The 18,998-nt window shown below is 55.9% G+C and carries 19 protein-coding genes and 3 tRNA genes; 5 read left to right on the forward strand and 17 right to left on the reverse strand.

Annotated features, from left to right (window positions below):
* Positions 1-3: 3 nt before the first annotated feature.
* Complete coding sequence (gene leuA, locus ETG88_RS06885) at positions 4-1,653, forward strand: 2-isopropylmalate synthase (protein ID WP_129035025.1); 1,650 nt, start codon at positions 4-6, stop codon at positions 1,651-1,653.
* Here the strand turns inward: leuA and ETG88_RS06890 are convergent.
* From ETG88_RS06890 to mltB, 17 genes are all read right to left on the reverse strand, one after another.
* Positions 1,650-2,414 (reverse strand): AraC family transcriptional regulator, encoded by a 765-nt coding sequence (locus ETG88_RS06890; RefSeq protein WP_129035026.1) that lies wholly within the window; start codon positions 2,412-2,414, stop codon positions 1,650-1,652. The two genes, leuA and ETG88_RS06890, sit on opposite strands and share 4 nt — an antisense overlap.
* Positions 2,415-2,514: 100 nt before the next feature.
* Entirely contained in the window at positions 2,515-3,030 is a 516-nt protein-coding gene (gene luxS, locus ETG88_RS06895; RefSeq protein ID WP_100779183.1) for an S-ribosylhomocysteine lyase, read from the reverse strand.
* Positions 3,031-3,182: 152 nt separating this feature from the next.
* Positions 3,183-4,727 (reverse strand): glutamate--cysteine ligase, encoded by a 1,545-nt coding sequence (gene gshA, locus ETG88_RS06900; RefSeq protein WP_100780830.1) that lies wholly within the window; start codon positions 4,725-4,727, stop codon positions 3,183-3,185.
* 85 nt (positions 4,728-4,812) lie between these two features.
* Entirely contained in the window at positions 4,813-5,241 is a 429-nt protein-coding gene (locus ETG88_RS06905) for a YqaA family protein (RefSeq protein WP_095283032.1), read from the reverse strand.
* Complete coding sequence (yqaB, locus tag ETG88_RS06910; protein ID WP_100779182.1) at positions 5,238-5,804, reverse strand: fructose-1-phosphate/6-phosphogluconate phosphatase; 567 nt, start codon at positions 5,802-5,804, stop codon at positions 5,238-5,240. Before yqaB ends, ETG88_RS06905 begins: the two co-directional genes overlap by 4 nt.
* A gap of 258 nt (positions 5,805-6,062) precedes the next feature.
* A tRNA-Arg gene (locus ETG88_RS06915) sits at positions 6,063-6,139 on the reverse strand.
* A 65-nt stretch (positions 6,140-6,204) separates the two neighbouring features.
* Positions 6,205-6,281 (reverse strand) — tRNA-Arg (locus ETG88_RS06920).
* Positions 6,282-6,285: 4 nt separating this feature from the next.
* Positions 6,286-6,378 (reverse strand) — tRNA-Ser (locus ETG88_RS06925).
* A 342-nt stretch (positions 6,379-6,720) separates the two neighbouring features.
* Positions 6,721-6,906, reverse strand: a complete 186-nt coding sequence (gene csrA / locus ETG88_RS06930) for a carbon storage regulator CsrA (protein ID WP_000906486.1) — start codon at positions 6,904-6,906, stop codon at positions 6,721-6,723.
* A gap of 241 nt (positions 6,907-7,147) precedes the next feature.
* The gene (gene alaS, locus ETG88_RS06935; RefSeq protein ID WP_129035027.1) at positions 7,148-9,775 is read right to left on the reverse strand and encodes an alanine--tRNA ligase; all 2,628 of its coding nucleotides are present in this window, start codon (positions 9,773-9,775) and stop codon (positions 7,148-7,150) included.
* Between the two features lie 131 nt (positions 9,776-9,906).
* Positions 9,907-10,407: a recombination regulator RecX gene (gene recX, locus ETG88_RS06940; RefSeq protein WP_129035028.1), complete on the reverse strand. Its 501-nt coding sequence runs from the start codon at positions 10,405-10,407 to the stop codon at positions 9,907-9,909.
* A 67-nt stretch (positions 10,408-10,474) separates the two neighbouring features.
* Positions 10,475-11,533 (reverse strand): recombinase RecA, encoded by a 1,059-nt coding sequence (recA, locus tag ETG88_RS06945; protein WP_100779179.1) that lies wholly within the window; start codon positions 11,531-11,533, stop codon positions 10,475-10,477.
* Positions 11,534-11,616: 83 nt separating this feature from the next.
* Positions 11,617-12,114, reverse strand: coding sequence for a nicotinamide-nucleotide amidase (pncC, locus tag ETG88_RS06950; RefSeq protein WP_100780829.1), 498 nt, complete (start codon positions 12,112-12,114; stop codon positions 11,617-11,619).
* 132 nt (positions 12,115-12,246) lie between these two features.
* Positions 12,247-13,125, reverse strand: coding sequence for a metal ABC transporter substrate-binding protein (locus tag ETG88_RS06955; RefSeq protein ID WP_129035187.1), 879 nt, complete (start codon positions 13,123-13,125; stop codon positions 12,247-12,249).
* Between the two features lie 14 nt (positions 13,126-13,139).
* Complete coding sequence (locus ETG88_RS06960; RefSeq protein WP_129035029.1) at positions 13,140-13,988, reverse strand: metal ABC transporter permease; 849 nt, start codon at positions 13,986-13,988, stop codon at positions 13,140-13,142.
* Positions 13,985-14,638 (reverse strand): metal ABC transporter ATP-binding protein, encoded by a 654-nt coding sequence (locus ETG88_RS06965; RefSeq protein WP_129035030.1) that lies wholly within the window; start codon positions 14,636-14,638, stop codon positions 13,985-13,987. The genes ETG88_RS06960 and ETG88_RS06965 overlap by 4 nt, the downstream gene beginning before the upstream one ends.
* Before the next feature lie 295 nt (positions 14,639-14,933).
* A complete protein-coding gene (gene mltB, locus ETG88_RS06970) occupies positions 14,934-16,034 on the reverse strand; it encodes a lytic murein transglycosylase B (RefSeq protein WP_187469886.1) in 1,101 nt (366 codons plus the stop codon).
* 274 nt (positions 16,035-16,308) lie between these two features.
* On the opposite strand from mltB, the gene srlA reads away from it, so the two are divergent.
* From srlA to srlD, 4 genes are read left to right on the forward strand one after another with little or no spacing between them, the layout of a single operon-like run.
* The gene (gene srlA / locus ETG88_RS06975; protein ID WP_023333189.1) at positions 16,309-16,872 is read left to right on the forward strand and encodes a PTS glucitol/sorbitol transporter subunit IIC; all 564 of its coding nucleotides are present in this window, start codon (positions 16,309-16,311) and stop codon (positions 16,870-16,872) included.
* Entirely contained in the window at positions 16,869-17,828 is a 960-nt protein-coding gene (srlE, locus tag ETG88_RS06980) for a PTS glucitol/sorbitol transporter subunit IIB (protein ID WP_100779174.1), read from the forward strand. Before srlA ends, srlE begins: the two co-directional genes overlap by 4 nt.
* A gap of 12 nt (positions 17,829-17,840) precedes the next feature.
* Complete coding sequence (gene srlB / locus ETG88_RS06985; RefSeq protein WP_100779173.1) at positions 17,841-18,203, forward strand: PTS glucitol/sorbitol transporter subunit IIA; 363 nt, start codon at positions 17,841-17,843, stop codon at positions 18,201-18,203.
* A 15-nt stretch (positions 18,204-18,218) separates the two neighbouring features.
* Positions 18,219-18,998 carry a sorbitol-6-phosphate dehydrogenase gene (srlD, locus tag ETG88_RS06990; RefSeq protein ID WP_100779172.1) on the forward strand — a complete coding sequence of 260 codons (780 nt, stop codon included), beginning with the start codon at positions 18,219-18,221 and terminating at the stop codon, positions 18,996-18,998.

Genomic DNA, 18,998 nt, shown 5'->3' on the forward strand with positions numbered 1-18,998 from the left:
ATCATGCTGAAAAACCCCGCACAAAAATACCAACCCTATACGCCTGTCTCCCTGCCCGACCGTCGCTGGCCGGAAAACCGCATCACCCAGGCACCGCGCTGGCTCTCCACCGATTTACGCGATGGCAATCAGGCGCTGGCTGAACCGATGGACAGCGCGCGTAAACTGCAGTTCTGGGATTTACTCCTCGGCTGTGGTTTTAAAGAGATTGAAGTCGCCTTCCCCTCCGCCTCGCAGACCGATTTCAATTTTGTCCGCCAGCTGATTGAAGAGAACCGCATTCCCGATGATGTCACGGTTCAGGTGCTCACCCAGGCGCGGGAAGAGTTGATTACGCGCACCTTCGAATCCTTACGCGGGGCAAAACAGGCAACGATTCATCTGTATAACGCCACCGCGCCCCTGTTCCGCCGCCTGGTGTTTGGCATGGATAAAGCTCAGATTATTGCGCTGGCCGTGCGCTCAACGCGCCAGATCCGCACCTTGTGCGAGGAAAACCCGCAGACACACTGGCAATACGAATACTCCCCGGAGACCTTCTGCTTTACCGAGCCGGAATTTGCGCTGGAGATTTGTGAAGCCGTTGCGGAGATTTGGCAGCCGTGCGCGCAAAGGCCGATGATCATCAACCTGCCTGCGACCGTGGAAGTCAGCACGCCGAACGTCTACGCCGATCAGATTGAGTATTTTTGCCGCCACTTCAGCCGCCGCAGCGATGTGTGCATTAGCGTTCACCCGCATAACGATCGCGGCACGGGCGTGGCAAGCGCAGAACTGGCGGTGATGGCAGGGGCCGATCGCGTGGAGGGCTGTCTGTTTGGCAACGGCGAACGCACGGGGAATGTCTGTCTGGTCACGCTGGCGATGAATTTATATAGCCAGGGTGTTAGCCCTCACCTCGATTTCAGCAACATGACCCAGGTCGTCGAGGTGGTGGAGAGCTGCAATCAGCTGCCCGTTCATCCGCGCCATCCATGGGCCGGGCGTCTGGCGTATACCGCCTTTTCCGGCTCCCATCAGGATGCGATCAAAAAAGGCTTCGATGCCCGTAAACCGGATGAACGCTGGGAGATGCCCTATCTGCCGGTCGATCCGCAAGATATCGGCTGTTCCTATGAGGCGGTTATTCGCGTCAACAGCCAGTCGGGGAAAAGCGGCAGCGCATGGCTGATTGAGCAAAATCACGGACTCAAACTGCCCCGCGCCCTGCAGCAAGATTTCAGCCAGCACGTACAGCAGGAAACAGACAGCCACGGCAAAGAGATGACACAAAACGCGCTGTGGCAGCTTTTTCGGGCGCGTTACGGCCTGGTGGCAACGCCCCATTTTGCCCTGCAAAGCTACCGCAGTGAGAGTCAGCAGGACGGGCAGCTGCGCTTAACCGCCACTGTCGCCGTCGATGGCGGTACGCGCCAGCTTGAGGGCCAGGGCAACGGTCTGTTATCGGCGGCGGCCAGCGGGATGCGTCTCTGGCTGAGTACGCCGTTTGTGATTAAGGATTATCACGAACACTCGCTGGGCGAGCGCAGCGACAGCCGCTCGGTGGCCTATATTCGCTGTCTGTTTCAGGATGGAACTAGCCGCTGGGGTGTGGGCATCGATAACGACGTGGCGCGCGCTTCGCTTCAGGCGCTGTTAAACGCGGTCGGTTAAGCGTCTTTGAAATAGTCGCTGGGTGAGATCCCCATCACCCGGCGGAACATCGCCGTGAAGGCGCTGTGGCTGCCGTAGCCCAGATCGAGCGCCACGCGCAGCACCGGCTGGCCCTGCGCCAGACGCACCAGCGCTTCCAGCAGGCGCGCCCGCCGCGTCCATTCCCCATAGCTCAACCCGGTCTGCTGCTGAAAATGGCGGTTCAGGGTACGTTCGCTCATATTGGTGAGGCTGGCGGCCTGCGCGCTGCTCCAGTTATTCTCTGGCGCGCGGCGGATTTGCTGACAAAGCTGGCGCAGCGTGTCCGTCTCCGGTTCAGGCAAACAGAATGGCAGCACCGGCATCAGGCGGATTTCATCGAGGATCAGCTCATAAATGCGCTCGTCGCGGCTGCCGGGAGAATAAGATTCAGGCAGATCGAATGCGCTGACGATCAGTTCGCGCAGTAACGGGGAGATCTGTACGATCTGGCACGAGGCGGGGAGATCGGCGCGGGCCAGGGGATCGATAAACAGCGTGCGTGCCGCCACCTTGCCGGTGATACGAATGGCGTGCTGTGTTCCGGCGGGCAGCCAGACGCCACGCCCCGGCGGGACCACCCAGCAGCCTGCCTTGGTATCGACCCGCACAACCCCACTTAGGCTGTGCAACAGCTGGGCACAGTCGTGCTGATGCCACGGCTCGCTGTCGCCGTGCTGATAGTCATGGGCGAAAGGAACCAACGGGCGATGGGTAAAGGAGAAGGTTGAGGTTGTCGTCATAGGGTTTTGCCGGATGGCGGCTACGCCGTATCCGGCCTACCTGTCGATATTTCGGTAGGCCCGGTAGACGCAGCGCCACCGGGCATCTGCGGGCATCATGCTAGATGTGCAGTTCCTGCAGGGTTTCTTTCGGCAGCGCCAGCTCTTCATTGCTGTTCACGCGAACGTCACGATCGATGATGTGACGCGCGATTTCCTGCGCTTCTTCCAGAGAGTGCATCTGATAAGTGCCGCACTGGTAGATGTTCAGCTCAGGGATCTGGTTCTGCTCTTTCACTTTCAGCACGTCGGCCATTGCCGCTTTCCAGGCATCCGCCACGCGCGTTTCATCTGGCTGGCCAATCAGGCTCATGTAGAAACCGGTACGACAGCCCATTGGAGAGATGTCGATGATTTCCACGCCGTTGCCGTTCAGGTGATCGCGCATGAAACCGGCGAACAGGTGCTCCAGAGTGTGAATGCCTTTTTCTGGCATCACTTCTTTGTTCGGCACACAGAAACGCAGGTCGAATACGGTGATTGTGTCGCCGTGCGGGGTATGCATGGTTTTCGCAACACGTACTGCAGGTGCTTCCATACGGGTATGGTCGACAGTGAAGCTATCTAATAACGGCATACGTCACCTCCGATAGTGATTATTTTTAAAATAAAATGAACTCTTTCTTCCACTGCGCGTCTGAGTATATGAAAGACGCGCATTTGTTATCATCATCCCTGATTTCAGAGATGTATATTTTGGCCACAGCGATGTGGCCTTTTTCTTTTCTGTCAGGCGTTCTTCGCCAGAAACTCTTCAAACGACTCGGTATCCGCAGCTTCGATTTCACGCTGACGCACCACCGATGCCTCGCGCTCTGCCACGAAATCCTCTTCGCTTAAGACTTCCAGCGGCTCCTGCTGCAGCATGTCGCGATACTGTGCGGCAAGCGAACGGCCGGTTCCACCGATACCTTGATCAATCATAGAACGCAGAATGCGCGCTGAGAACGTCAGTTCCGGGTTATCAAACGATTCGACCAGCTGATCGCACACCTTTTGATACTCCTCGCCGCCGTAAACGCTGTCCATCGTCTGCGCTACACGTTTGAGATCGCGGAACAGATCTTTGCCGACTTTCGCCAGCGGGAACTGCGCCGTTTCACAGCCGATACCCAGCGTCAGGCCAGGCTTGCGCCCTTCCAGGATCACACGATTCCAGTTGGTGCGCGTACAGAGCAGTTCATCAGAACTCATCTCTGGCGCATCCGCCAGTACGCACCAGACCATAAACAGATCCAGGAAACGCACCTGCTGCTCGTCGACGCCAATTGGCGAGAACGGGTTGATGTCCAGCGAGCGCACTTCAATGTACTCAATGCCGCCGCGCTCCAGCGCATCTGACGGCGCTTCGCCGCTACGCGTAACGCGTTTCGGGCGGATCGGCGCGTACAGCTCGTTTTCAATCTGCAGCACGTTGCTGTTGATCTGCAGGCGCTTACCGTCTTTCTCAAGGCCGATTTTCTCGTACTCTTCCGACGGTGTTTTGATCGCTCGCTTCAAGCCTGCCACATATTCGTGCAATTCGTTAAACGTAATTCCGAGATTGCTTTGCGACTTATTGGTATAACCAAGGTCACTCAGGCGCAGAGAGGTGGCGTACGGCAGGTAATACATGCCGCAATCGGTCTTCTCAAACGGCAGTGTGGTCGGTTTGCCCTGCAGGAACGAGGAGCAAATCGCCGGTGAGGCACCGAACAGGTACGGAATCACCCAGCCAAAGCGGTAGTAGTTGCGGATCAGACGGAAATACCCCGCCGAGATCGCCTCTTTATCCGTTTCGCCGCACTTCGCCTGCCAGAACGCCATCGGCAGCGAGAAGTTGTAATGCACACCGGAGATGGTCTGCATTAACGCGCCGTAGCGGTTTTTGAGGCCTTCGCGATAGAGCGTTTTCAGGCGGCCAATGTTCGAGGTGCCGTATTGCGCCAGCTCAATATCCTGCCCCTGCTCGATATAACACGGCATGCTCAGCGGCCACATGCGCTCATCGCCCAATTGACGGGCAGTAAAGCGGTGAACGTCACGCATCAGAGTCAGCATGTGGTCAATGTCGCCATCGACGGGCGTAATGAACTCAAGCAGCGCTTCGGCGAAGTCGGTGGTGATCCATTTATGTGTCAGCGCAGAGCCTAGCTCTTTCGGATGGCCGGTTGTTGCCAGACTGCCATCTTCATTCACGCGCAGTGTTTCGCGCTCAAGCCCACGCTGAATCCCCTTCAGGGCCTGAGGGTGTTTTTCCAGCCAGGCCAGCGCCTGTGATACGTCCGGGATCAAATTGACCTCCCGCCTGTCAAAATAAGAGTTATCCAGCATAAATTGTAATGGTTGACGATTGAAGGTCGCTTTTTCATTCCACCAATTAGTGCCACCACGTCATGCCCTGCAGGGTTGCCAGTGCCACGAGGACATAGCGCAACGCCTTGCCAAGGCATAAAAAAAAGAGCACTGGTCCCCAGGAGATGCGCATCCATCCCGCCAGCAGACACAGTAAATCGCCTATAACAGGCATCCAGCTTAGTAAAAGCGTGGCAGCACCATAGCGTTTAAGCCAGCCTGCTGCCTTTTCCTGCCAGCGTGATGTTTTACGCAGCGGAAAGAAACGCCCAAGAATAACGTTAGTCAGCCCTCCAAGGCTATTACCCATTGTTGCTATTACTACCAACAGCCAGGGCTGACTCACACCAGATAACAGCATCGCGACCAGCACAACTTCCGAATTACCCGGTAAGAGTGTGGCACTTAAAAAACTGCTGGCAAATAAAGAGGCGAGTGACAGCAGGTCACTCACAGCAGGCGAACATCCACAGCGTCCATTCCGGCGTCACGCGCGGCCTGAATGCCAAAGTCTGCATCCTCAAACACCACGCACTTATGCGCCGGAACGCCCATCAGTTCCGCGCAAAGCAGAAAGGTGTCCGGAGCGGGTTTGTGGTTTTGAACATGATCGGCGGCGACAACCGCAGAGAAATAGTGACGCAAGCCCAGATGATTGAGCAGCGCTTCCGCAACAGCACTTTCACTTCCCGTGCCAACGGACATCGGACGACGCCCGTGCCACTCTTTAACAACGTCAATCAGCGGAAGCGGACGAACGGTGTCTAAAAGCATGGCTTTGACGGCATCGGTTTTTTCACGGGCCAGCAGATGAGGGTCGAGATCGGCGTGGTTTAGCTCAATCACGGCCTGAGCGATTCGCCAGGTGGGTGAGCCATTCAGCGCAACCATCGCCTGTAAGTCGAACGTCATGCCATAACGACCCAGAACGTCATTCCAGGCTTTACGGTGTGTGGGTTCGGTATCCAGGATGGTGCCATCCATGTCGAAGATCAGACCGTCATACTGTGCGTACATCGTGCTCTCGCCAAACGATTAACAAGACATTACTTTATCGTAAACGAGGATTTTTGTCGCTGATTCTGGTTGTAATACAAAGGGGATGGTGAGTAATTGAACTGTGGGGGAGATACTGAGGAGAAATGGTGCATCCGGGAGGTTTACTCGGCTGCGCCTCACCCGACGGGCCGTTGCTAAAGCAACGTTATCCTCCCTGGTACTCGCGAGCATCTCGCAGACCTTGAAACAACAGCGTGGCTGCTATCTCGGAGAATATGGTGCATCCGGGAGGATTCGAACCTCCGACCGCTCGGTTCGTAGCCGAGTACTCTATCCAGCTGAGCTACGGATGCATCGGGATTTACTATTTTACTGCTTAATACGTCATATCACTTCTAAAGCAATATGAAGTAATAGATGGTGCATCCGGGAGGATTCGAACCTCCGACCGCTCGGTTCGTAGCCGAGTACTCTATCCAGCTGAGCTACGGATGCAAAATGGCGGTGAGGCGGGGATTCGAACCCCGGATGCAGCTTTTGACCGCATACTCCCTTAGCAGGGGAGCGCCTTCAGCCTCTCGGCCACCTCACCACACAACGCCTCTTTCGAGTGCTTCGAGTAACTCGTTAAGAGCTTCTCGTCGCTGCGTGGCGCATATATTACTTTCTGGGACTTATAAGTCAAACAATTTTCCACAAGCTTTTATCGTTTGCACAAATCACACTCAATTCGCATGTAAAAGCCGCAAAGAGGGTGTTTTATAAACGGATTTTGCGGGCATCAGCACAGAAATCCTCGGGCAAAATTGCGGTCTTTGAGCGAGATAAGGGTTTGAGAGAGACAAAAAACGGAAGGAATGAAATCGAACGGTAACTTTATGCAGGAAGAATATCGAGAGCGTTGCGTCTCGCCGGGCGGCGAGACGCGATAATATCAGTAACTGGACTGCTGGGATTTTTCAGCCTGGATACGCTGGTAGATCTCTTCACGATGGACAGAGACTTCTTTAGGGGCGTTCACACCAATACGTACCTGGTTACCCTTCACCCCTAAAACTGTCACGGTGACCTCATCCCCAATCATGAGGGTCTCACCAACTCGACGAGTCAGAATCAGCATTCTTTGCTCCTTGAAAGATTAAAAGAGTCGGGTCTCTTGTATCCCGGCATTATCCATCATATAACGCCAAAAAGTAAGCGATGACAAACACGTAATGTGTAAGCAGTCACGGCATCACATTCTGTTAAACGTAAGTTTAGCCGATATACACAAACTCAACCTGACTTTATCGTTAGCGATAGCGTAGTGATAAAAACGCCATAACGGTGAGGTTATGGCGTCTTTTTACGCTTTGTAATTATTACAGTTTAGCGCTTACCCAGCTTTCAACGCTGGCCAATGCTGCTGGAAGTGCTGCCACATCCGTACCACCGGCTTGTGCCATGTCGGGACGACCACCACCTTTGCCACCCACTTGCTGAGCGACCATACCAATCAGTTCCCCTGCTTTCACGCGGTCAGTCACATCCTTAGAAACGCCCGCAATCAGAGAAACCTTACCTTCAGCCGCTGTCGCCAGAACGATAACCGTTGAACCGAGCTGGTTCTTGAGATCATCAACCATGGTACGAAGCATCTTAGGTTCAACGCCTGCCAGTTCGCTGACTAGCAGTTTAACACCTTTAATTTCAACCGCTTTGCTGGAGAGATTTGCGCTCTCCTGCACCGCAGCCTGCTCTTTCAGCTGCTGCAGCTCTTTTTCCAGCTGACGAGTACGTTCCAGCGCGCTACGTACTTTCTCTCCCAGATTGTGGCTGTCGCCTTTAAGCAGCTGAGCAATGTCGTGGAGCTGTTCGCTTTCAGCGTGCAGGCTGGCGATCGCACCTTCACCGGTCACGGCTTCGATACGACGTACGCCAGCGGCAGTGCCTGATTCAGACAGGATACGGAACAGGCCGATGTCACCCGTACGTGAGGCGTGAGTACCGCCGCACAGTTCGGTGGAGAAATCACCCATGCTCAGGACGCGAACGCGCTCGTCGTATTTCTCGCCGAACAGCGCCATCGCCCCTTTCGCTTTCGCTGCTTCGAGATCCATGATGTGGGTCTCGATTGGCAGGTTACGGCGAATCTGGGCGTTGACCATATCTTCCACCGCGCGGATTTCAGACGGTTTCATCGCTTCGAAATGCGAGAAGTCAAAGCGCAGCACTTTGTCGTTCACCAGAGAACCTTTCTGAGCAACGTGCGTACCCAGCACATCGCGCAGGGCGGCATGCATCAGGTGCGTTGCAGAGTGGTTCAGACGAATGCGCGCGCGGCGAGCTTCATCCACTTCGGCTTTCACGCCTGCGCCGACTTTCAGAGAACCTGAAGCCAGTTTACCGACGTGACCAATTGCCTGGCCGTATTTCTGGGTGTCAGTGACGGTGAAGGCAAAATCGCTACCTTTTAGCTCGCCTTTATCACCCACCTGGCCGCCAGACTCCGCGTAGAACGGCGTTTTATCCAGAACGACAACCGCATCCTGGCCTGCGCTGATGCTGTCCACGGCTTTGCCGTCAACAAACAGTGCGGTCACTTTACCGGTCAGTTCCAGATGGTCGTAGCCCTGGAATTCAGAAGCGCTATCGACGCGAATCATCGCGTTGTAGTCTGCGCCGAAACCGCTGGATTCACGCGCACGGCGGCGCTGCTCTTCCATTGCGGCCTCAAAGCCCGCTTCGTCGACTTTAATATTGCGCTCACGGCAGACGTCAGCAGTCAAGTCGACCGGGAAGCCGTAGGTGTCGTACAGACGGAATGCGGTGTCGCCATCCAGCGTATCGCCGGACAGTTTAGAGAGTTCTTCGTCCAGCAGCGCCAGACCGCGCTCAAGGGTACGTGCAAACTGCTCTTCTTCGGTTTTCAGCACCTGCTCAACCTGCGCCTGCTGGCGTTTCAGTTCGTCGCCCGCCGCACCCATGACGCCAATCAGTGGCCCCACCAGTTTATAGAAGAAGGTGTCCTTCGCGCCCAGCATGTTGCCGTGACGGATCGCACGACGAATGATACGACGCAGCACATAGCCACGGTTTTCATTCGACGGGATAACGCCGTCAGCAATCAGGAAGGCACAGGAACGAATGTGGTCTGCAATGACGCGCAGAGATTTGTTGCTCAGATCGGTCGCACCGGTCACTTCAGCCACGGATTTAATCAGGGTGCTGAACAGATCGATATCGTAGTTGGAGTTCACGTGCTGCAGAACCGCGGCAATACGCTCCAGCCCCATACCGGTATCTACGGATGGCTTCGGCAGTGGCTCCATGGTGCCGTCAACCTGACGGTTGAACTGCATGAAGACGATGTTCCAGATCTCAATGTAGCGATCGCCGTCTTCTTCTGCGGTGCCCGGAGGTCCACCCCAGATGTGGTCGCCGTGATCGTAGAAGATCTCGGTGCAAGGGCCGCATGGACCGGTGTCACCCATCTGCCAGAAGTTGTCAGACGCGTATGGCGCGCCCTTGTTATCGCCGATGCGAATAATGCGCTCACGCGGGATACCGACTTCTTTTTCCCAGATTTCGTAAGCTTCATCATCGGTTTCGTAGACGGTCACCCACAGACGCTCTTTCGGCAGGTTGAACCAGTTTTCACCGGTCAGCAGTTCCCACGCGTATTGAATGGCGTCGTGTTTAAAGTAGTCGCCGAAGCTGAAGTTACCCAGCATCTCGAAGAAAGTATGGTGACGTGCGGTGTAACCGACGTTTTCCAGATCGTTGTGTTTACCGCCCGCACGCACGCAACGCTGTGACGTTGTGGCGCGGGAATAATTACGCTTGTCGAGACCAAGGAAAACATCCTTGAACTGGTTCATCCCGGCGTTGGTAAACAGAAGAGTCGGGTCATTGTTCGGTACCAGGGAGCTGCTGGCAACAACCTGGTGTCCCTTACTATGGAAAAAGTCGAGAAACGCCTGACGGATCTCAGCGGTGCTCTTGCTCATAATTATCCTGAAATCAAGCTAACGAAATGTCGCAGCCAGCCTGTCTCTGTTGATGCCTGGACGGACTGACTACTGGAAAAAGTGGGAATAAGATAAGTTTTCTTGCAAGGGAAGTAAAATCCCGCATGCGCTCAATCGGCAAAATTACGCCATATATCCTGAATATCTTCCATCAGGAAGCCGCGGTACAACAAAAATCGCTGGATTTTAACTTTTTCTGAAAATTCACGCGGCAGGGGTTCACCGTATTTACGAATCGCCTGCTCGCGGGCCAGCTCACACCAGTCAATGTCGCACTCACGCATGGCCTCATCGATGGCCGCACGCGCGATACCTTTTTGGTTTAGCTCCTGACGGATCCTGGCCGGGCCATAGCCCTTGCGGCTCCGGCTGGCGATAAAGCGCGTCACAAAACGACTGTCATCGAGATAACGGTACTCGTAGCACCAGGCAATGACGCGATCATAATCTTCTGCCGTAGCGTCGATTGCTTCCGGGCCGTTTTTTCCCATCACGGGCGCGGAGAGTTTACGGCGCAGCTCTTGCTCGCTGTGATCGCGTACGGCAAGAATGCGTACAGCTCTATCCAGTAAACGGGCGTAGGCAGGGCGGCGCGAGGTGTTTTCACTCATAACAAACCAGCTGTTTTATAAATGCAAAAAGGGCCGCAATCGCAGCCCTTGTTTTTAGACGAAGAGATTAGAAATCTTCTTTGGTTTCTTCAGCATCAGCGCTATCGACAACGAAGTCAGGCTTAGAGTCCTGGTTGTTAAGAAGCAGTTCGCGCACTTTCTTCTCAATTTCTTTCGCTGCCGCCGGGTTTTCTTTCAGCCAGGAGATTGCGTTTGCTTTGCCCTGACCAATTTTGTCGCCGTTGTAGCTGTACCAGGCGCCCGCTTTTTCAATCAGCTTCTCTTTCACGCCCAGATCCACCAGCTCGCCGAAGAAGTTGATGCCTTCGCCGTAAAGGATCTGGAACTCAGCCTGCTTGAACGGCGCAGCGATTTTGTTCTTCACGACCTTCACGCGGGTTTCGCTACCAACGACGTTATCGCCCTCTTTCACCGCACCGATACGGCGGATATCCAGACGGACAGAGGCGTAGAACTTCAGCGCGTTACCACCGGTAGTGGTTTCCGGGTTACCGAACATGACGCCAATCTTCATACGGATCTGGTTGATGAAAATCAGAAGCGTATTGGATTGCTTCAGGTTACCAGCCAGTTTACGCATCGCCTGGCTCATCATACGTGCCGCGAGGCCCATGTGAGAGTCGCCGATTTCGCCTTCGATTTCCGCTTTTGGCGTCAGCGCGGCAACGGAGTCGACAACCAGTACATCTACAGCACCTGAACGCGCCAGGGCGTCACAGATTTCCAGTGCCTGCTCACCCGTATCTGGCTGAGAGCAGAGCAGGTTGTCGATATCAACGCCCAGTTTACGTGCATAGACTGGGTCCAGCGCGTGTTCGGCGTCGATGAACGCACAGGTTTTACCTTCGCGCTGTGCGGCTGCAATGACCTGCAGCGTCAGGGTCGTTTTACCTGAAGATTCCGGGCCGTAGATTTCTACGATACGGCCCATTGGCAGGCCGCCCGCACCCAGTGCGATATCCAGAGAAAGCGAACCGGTGGAGATGGTTTCCACGTCCATGGAACGGTCTTCACCCAGGCGCATGATGGAGCCTTTACCAAATTGTTTTTCAATCTGGCCGAGTGCTGCCGCCAACGCTTTCTGTTTGTTTTCGTCGATAGCCATTATTACTCCTGTCATGCCGGGGATGTGCGCCGGATAGTGAATTCTGTTCTGTTGGTGCAATTATACTGTATGGTCATACAGTATCAAGTGTTTTGTAGAAATTGTTGCCAGAGCATTTTTAACGCATATTCCGTCGCCTGTCGGCGCACGCTTTCACGATCACCGCTGAAGCATTCGCGGAAGGTGAGGCCCTGCCCCTGGGAAGTGGCAAAACCAAACCAGACGGTGCCCACGGGTTTGACATCACTGCCACCGTCCGGCCCGGCAATACCGCTGATGGCGATCGCGTAGTCCGCACGCGCCGCTTTGAGCGCGCCAATCGCCATTTCCACCACCACCGGTTCGCTGACAGCGCCATGCTGTTCCAGCGTCGATTCGCGCACGCCAATCATCTGCGCTTTGGCTTCGTTACTGTAGGTCACAAAACTGCGTTCGAACCAGGCGGAGCTTCCCGCAATATCCGTAATCACTTTTGCCACCCAGCCGCCGGTGCAGGATTCAGCCGTCGTCAGCGTCGCGCCGCGCTGCTTCAACGCCAGGCCCACAACTTCGCTCAGCTGCATCAATTCATGGTCAGTCATCATCGCTTTAGGCTCCTGAAAAACATGCAGCACAAGATAGCACTTTCTCATGGGATATGGGGATGAGGTTCCGGTTTTACGAGGAGGCTTCAGAAAAAAGCCGATGCGGCCGCATCGGCGTGGAAAGGCTGATTATTTCATGCTGTCGGCGAGGGTATTGACGTTGTGGCGAAACGCATTCACGTAAGTATCCGCCACGCCGCCTTTAGCGGAAAGCGCTTCGGGATAAAGCTCTCCACCCGGCTGCGCGCCCGTCGCGCTGGCAATCTGCTTCACCAGACGCGGATCGAGCTGGTTCTCCATAAACCAGGTTTTGACGCCATCGGCTTTAATCTGGTTGATGATCTCCGCCACCTGCGCGGCGCTGGCTTCGCTCTCAGAGGAAAGGCCTTGCGGCGCCATAAATGTCACGCCGTAGGCGCGGCTGAAATAGCCGAAGGCATCATGGCTGGTGAGGACTTTGCGCTTCTCCTGCGGGATCTGGCTGAAGCGCGATTTCGCCCATCCGTCGAGCTGTGTCAGCTGCGTAATATAAGGTTTGCCCGTGGCCTCCAGCGCCGCTTTCTCATCCGGATCGGCACTGACCAGCCCTGCCAGAATATTTTGTGCATACAGCGCGCCATTCGCAGCGCTATTCCAGGCATGCGGATCGGTCACGGTTTTGCCGTCCTCCTCCAGCGTATGGGTTTTCACCCCTTTTGATGCCACGACCAGCGTGCCTTTAAAACCTGACGCTTTAACCAGGCGATCCAGCCACCCTTCCAGCCCAAGCCCATTCACAACCACCACGTCGGCTTTGCTGAGCGCCGCGCTCTCTTTTGGCGACGGCTCGAAGGTGTGCGGATCGCCGTCCGGCCCCACCAGCGTCGTCACTTTTACATGGTCGCCGCCCACTTCTTGCGTGATGTCACCCAAAATAGAAAAACTGGTTACCACGTTCAGCGTTTTTGCCAGCGCGCCTTGCGACAACAGCCCCAGCGCAAGCGCCATCATTACCCCTGTCTTCTTCATCATTTCCCCTTGCGTTAAAAATGCGCACGCAGCCTGCTGCGCGAGCCACATAAAACCGAAATAAAGAACCAGCCGCTGGCCGTCAGCACAATGGAAGGCCCGGCGGGGAGACTCACTGCCCACGAGAGGCTCAATCCGAGCCAGGCGCAGAACACGCCGCTGACGCCTGCCATCAGCAGAAGCCCCGGTAAGGTGCGCATCCAGCAGCGAGCGGCAACAGCAGGCAGCATCATCAGCCCTACCGCCATCAGCGTGCCGAGGACCTGGAATCCGGCGACCAGATTCAGCACCAGCAGCGCCAGGAATAAACCGTGCAGTAGCGCGGGCAGCCAGCGTTTGTTGGCCTGCAGCCACGCGGTGTCAAACGCCTCGGTCACCAGCCCGCGGTAAAACAGGGCCAGCAGCATTAAGGTCAGGACGCAGACACCGGCGACAAACAGGGCCGCGCTGTTATCCACCGCCAGAATCGAGCCAAAAAGCAGATGCAACAGATCGACATTCGAACCGCGCAGCGAAACCAGGGTCACACCCAGCGCCAGTGAGCCCAGGTACAGCCCGGCGAAACTGGCATCCTCTTTCAGGGGCGTGCGTCGGCTGACTAAACCTGCCACCAGCGCTACGACGATCCCGGCGAGAAACCCGCCGATACTCATCGCCAGCAGAGACATTCCACTGACCAGATACCCCACCGCCACGCCCGGTAAAATGGCGTGCGACAGCGCATCGCCCATCAGGCTCATACGCCGCAGCAACAGAAAAACACCGAGCATTGTGGTGCTGACGGACAACGCCAGGCACACCACCAATGCGCGGCGCATAAAGCCGTATTCGATAAACGGCTGGAAGAAAATATGCCAGATCATGCGACTCTCACCCGCTCCGCGCCGCAGTGGGGTATCGCCGTATCCAGCCGCAATGTCTGCGGGAAATGGCGCGATACACGCTCGCTGTCATGCAGCACTGCCAGCACCGTTTGCCCGCTCAGATACATTTCCAGCATCAATTCCATCAGCACATTACAGGTGGCTTCATCGACCCCCGTGAACGGCTCATCCAGCATCACCAGCGGTGCCTGCTGCACCAGCACTCTGGCGAACAACATGCGCTGAAACTGGCCGCCCGATAGCTCGTCGATGGTGGCGGCTGCAAGATCCTGCAGGCCGACGCGCTCCAGGGCATGGGCGATTTTCAGCCGGGTTTCGCGTCGAAAAGCCGCCAGCAGCGAAATCTGTGGCCAGCAACCCATACTCACTACGTCCTGAACCGTCAGGGGGAACTGCGCCTCCAGCATATGACGCTGCGCCAGCCAGCCGATCGTCGGGCGTTTCTCGCGCCAGCGAAATCCCCCGCTGACCGGCGGAATAAATCCCGCCAGGGTTTTGAGGAGTGTCGATTTGCCGCAGCCGTTCGCGCCGACAATCGCCGTCATACTGCCGCGTTCGATCACGCCATTCAGCGTCTGTGTGACGGGTTGGCGGTCATACCCTGCCACCAGATTTTGCAGTTCAATCATGGGAGAACCACCGCCCAGCGCACCGCCAGGCCAATCAGCGCAATCAGAATCGCCGCGAGTAACAGGCGATTGAACGCAGAAAGAGAGAAGAGAGACATCGTTGCACCACCATTAAATGTTATAACATAACAATAATAAAATGCGATGCAGATGTAAACGCGAATAAAAAAGTGGGAGTGTGGCGAAATGTTTCTGTTGAAAGCGAGTGTTGCCCGGTGACGAATCGCTTACCGGGCAATACTCGTGGAGGGTGCGGGCCGGGTAAGACGAAACCGCCACCCGGCAAAACGTAAGATTATTGACTAAACGGTGAAGCCGCCGGTACGCGCGCCAGGGAAACCGCCTGGCCCAGCTGCCACACCGCCATCGCGTAGTGCGTGCTGTGGTTGTAGCGGGTAATGGTGTAGAAGTTCGGCAAACCGTACCAGTATTGGTAGCCAGTGCCGATATCCAGGCGCAGCAGGCTGGCCGTCTGATGATCACCCAACGACTGCATCGGCGTTAAACCCGCCGCTGCCAGCTGCGACACGCTGTATTTCGTTTTGAAACCATTCTCAAGCCCAGGTGCCTGGCCGTTCGCCTGCACCGCCACCGGATCGCCCTTCACCCAGCCGTGCGCTTTGAAGTAGTTCGCCACGCTGCCAATGGCGTCCACCGGATCCCACAGGTTGATATGCCCGTCGCCGTTAAAGTCGACGGCGTACTCTTTATAGGAGGACGGCATAAACTGGCCGTAGCCCATCGCCCCCGCAAAGGAACCTTTCAGATCGAGCGGATCGTCCTGCTCGTCACGCGCCATCAGCAGGAAGGTTTCCAGTTCAGACTGGAAGTATTCCGCACGACGTGGATAGTTGAAGGAGAGCGTCGCCAGCGCATCGAGAATACGGGTTTTGCCCATCACGCGGCCCCAGCGGGTTTCCACGCCGATAATCCCGACGATAATTTCCGGCGGCACGCCGTACACCTGCCACGCGCGCGTCAGCGCATCTTCGTATTGATTCCAGAACGCCACGCCGTTTTGCACGTTATCCGGGGTAATAAACTGTTTGCGATAGCGCAGCCACGCGCCGTTTGGCCCGGTCGGCACTTGCGCCGTCGGTGCCTGGCGGTCCATCAGACGCAGCACATAGTCCAGACGCTTCGCCTGAGACAGGATCTCGTGGAGTTGCTGTTTATTGAAACCATGCTTGTTCACCATCTTATCGATGAACTGTTCGGCGGCCGCGTTGTTGGCGAAATCCCCGCCCATCTGCATCATGTTGTGCTGCGGCTCAAGGAGAAAACCACCCGATGGGGCGCCCGCCGTCTGTTGAACTTCCTCTGTTTTCGGCTTACTGCTACAGGCAGCAAGCATAATCAGCGCGGGTAAGAGCGCTGCGTAACGACGCTTGACCATGAGACATCCATTTAACGAATTCGATAAGTGGCAAGTATGGTAAAGCATCCGCAATGCCTCAAGGAAGCGGTACTCACCTCCCCCGCAAAATCTTTACGCTCCCCCATGCAAATCGGTGCTTTTTTCATCTAAAAAGTCGTCACCCCATCAATTAACTTTCAAAATAATCCATTTTTCTTTCATTGTGAGATCTAATTAACACTTTAAAACCTTTCAAAGTGATTATTATTAGCCGCAGTCAGACAAAAACAAAAAAGCCCCACAGGAGAGAAGAATGATAGAAACCATCACCCACGGCGCCGAGTGGTTCATCGGGCTGTTTCAGAAAGGCGGAGAGGTGTTCACCGGTATGGTGACCGGCATCCTGCCCCTGCTGATAAGCCTCTTAGTCATCATGAATGCGTTGATTAACTTTATCGGCCAGCAGCGTATCGAACGCTTCGCTCAGCGCTGCGCCGGAAACCCGCTGTCCCGCTATCTTGTTCTGCCCTTCATCGGAACCTTTGTTTTCTGCAACCCGATGACCTTAAGCCTCGGCCGCTTTATGCCAGAAAAGTACAAGCCGAGTTATTACGCCGCCGCATCCTATAGCTGCCACTCCATGAACGGCCTGTTCCCGCACATCAACCCCGGCGAACTGTTTGTTTACCTCGGCATTGCCAGCGGCCTGACCACACTTGGCCTGCCGCTCGGCCCGCTGGCGGTGAGCTATCTGCTGGTTGGCCTGGTCACCAACTTCTTCCGCGGCTGGGTGACGGATCTCACCACCGCCATTTTTGAGAAAAAAATGGGCATCCAGCTTGAACAGAAAGTCCATCTTTCAGGAGCCACAGCATGAGCCGTATTCGTATCGAAAAAGGTGAAGGCGGCTGGGGCGGCCCGCTGGAGTTCGATGCCGTTGCAGGCAAGAAAATCGTCTACATCACCGCAGGCACGCGTCCGGCAATTGTCGACAAGCTGCGCGACCTAACCGGCTGGGAAGCGGTCGATGGCTTCAAGGAGGGCGAGCCGCCTGAAGCGGAAATTGGGGTAGCGGTGATCGATTGCGGCGGCACGTTGCGCTGCGGCATCTATCCGAAGCGCCGTATTCCGACAGTGAATATTCACGCAACCGGTAAGTCAGGCCCGCTGGCGCAGTACATCCTCGAAGATATTTACGTGTCCGGCGTCAGAGAAGAAAACATTCGCCTGGTTGATGGCTCCCCTGCTCAGCCAAAAGCCGCGCCGCGTGATTACGACACCAGTAAAAAAATCACCGAGCAGAGCGACGGCCTGCTGGCGAAAGTGGGTATGGGAATGGGGTCGGCCGTCGCGGTGCTGTTCCAGTCAGGGCGTGACACCATCGATACCGTTCTGAAAACCATTCTGCCGTTTATGGCGTTCGTTTCGGCGCTTATTGGCATCATCATGGCGTCCGGTCTGGGCGACTGGATTGCCCATGGCCTCGCCCCGCTCGCCAGTCATCCGCTTGGGCTGGTGACGCTGGCGCTGATCTGCTCCTTCCCGCTTCTGTCGCCGTTTCTCGGGCCGGGTGCAGTGATTGCACAGGTTATCGGCGTACTGATCGGCGTGCAAATTGGGCTGGGCAATATCCCTCCACACCTTGCCCTTCCGGCTCTGTTTGCGATTAACGCTCAGGCGGCGTGCGATTTCATTCCCGTTGGGCTGTCCCTTGCGGAAGCGCGTCAGGACACCGTGCGCGTGGGCGTGCCGTCCGTGCTGGTCAGCCGTTTCCTGACGGGCGCTCCGACAGTGCTGATTGCCTGGTTTGTCTCCGGCTTTATTTATCAATAAGAGGTTCCTGCGATGACCGTGATTTACCAAACCACCATTACCCGCATCGGCCAGAGCGCAGCCGATGCGTTGAGCGACCAGATGCTGATTACCTTCCGTGAAGGGGCGCCTGCGGATATCGAAGAGTTTTGCTTTATCCACTGCCACGGCGAGCTACAGGGCGAGCTGAAGGTCGGCAGCCAGTTGGAGCTGGGTGACGCGCGCTATGCCGTCACCGCCGTCGGCGACGTAGCCGAACAAAACCTGCGCGAGCTAGGGCACATCACGTTGCGTTTCGACGGCCAGCCGCAGGCGGAATACCCCGGCACGGTTCACGTGGATGGTCCGGTTCCGCAGGCTGTTACCACCGGCTGCACATTAAAATTTGTTGCGTAATTTAAGGAGAATCACATGAGTCAGGTTGCCGTTGTCATTGGTGGGGGCCAAACCTTAGGCGAGTTCCTCTGCCGTGGGCTTGCTGCAGAAGGGTACCGCGTAGCGGTTGTGGACATTCAGAGTGAAAAAGCCGCCCGCGTGGCGGACACCATTAACACCGAGTTTGGTGAAGGGATGGCATATGGTTTTGGTGCCGATGCCACCAGCGAGCAGAGCGTGATGGCGCTCGCCCAGGGCGTGGACGAGATTTTTGGCCGCGCCGACCTGCTGGTTTACAGCGCGGGAATAGCGAAAGCGGCCTTCATCAGCGACTTCGCGCTGGGGGATTTTGACCGTTCACTGCAGGTAAACCTGGTCGGCTATTTCCTCTGCGCACGCGAGTTTTCCCGCCTGATGATCCGCGACGGCATTCAGGGGCGCATCATTCAGATCAACTCAAAATCCGGCAAAGTGGGCAGCAAGCATAACTCCGGCTACAGCGCGGCGAAATTTGGCGGCGTCGGGCTGACCCAGTCTCTGGCGCTGGATCTGGCTGAATATGGGATTACCGTGCATTCACTGATGCTTGGCAACCTGCTGAAATCGCCAATGTTCCAGTCTCTGCTGCCGCAATACGCTACCAAGCTTGGCATTAACGCTGACGAGGTGGAGCAGTATTACATCGATAAAGTGCCTTTGAAGCGCGGCTGCGACTATCAGGACGTATTAAATATGCTGCTGTTTTATGCCAGCCCGAAGGCCTCTTATTGCACCGGGCAGTCAATTAACGTTACCGGCGGGCAGGTGATGTTCTGA

It is taken from the genome of Lelliottia nimipressuralis (assembly GCF_004115925.1).
In the GTDB taxonomy this organism is placed as follows: Bacteria; Pseudomonadota; Gammaproteobacteria; order Enterobacterales; family Enterobacteriaceae; genus Enterobacter; species Enterobacter nimipressuralis.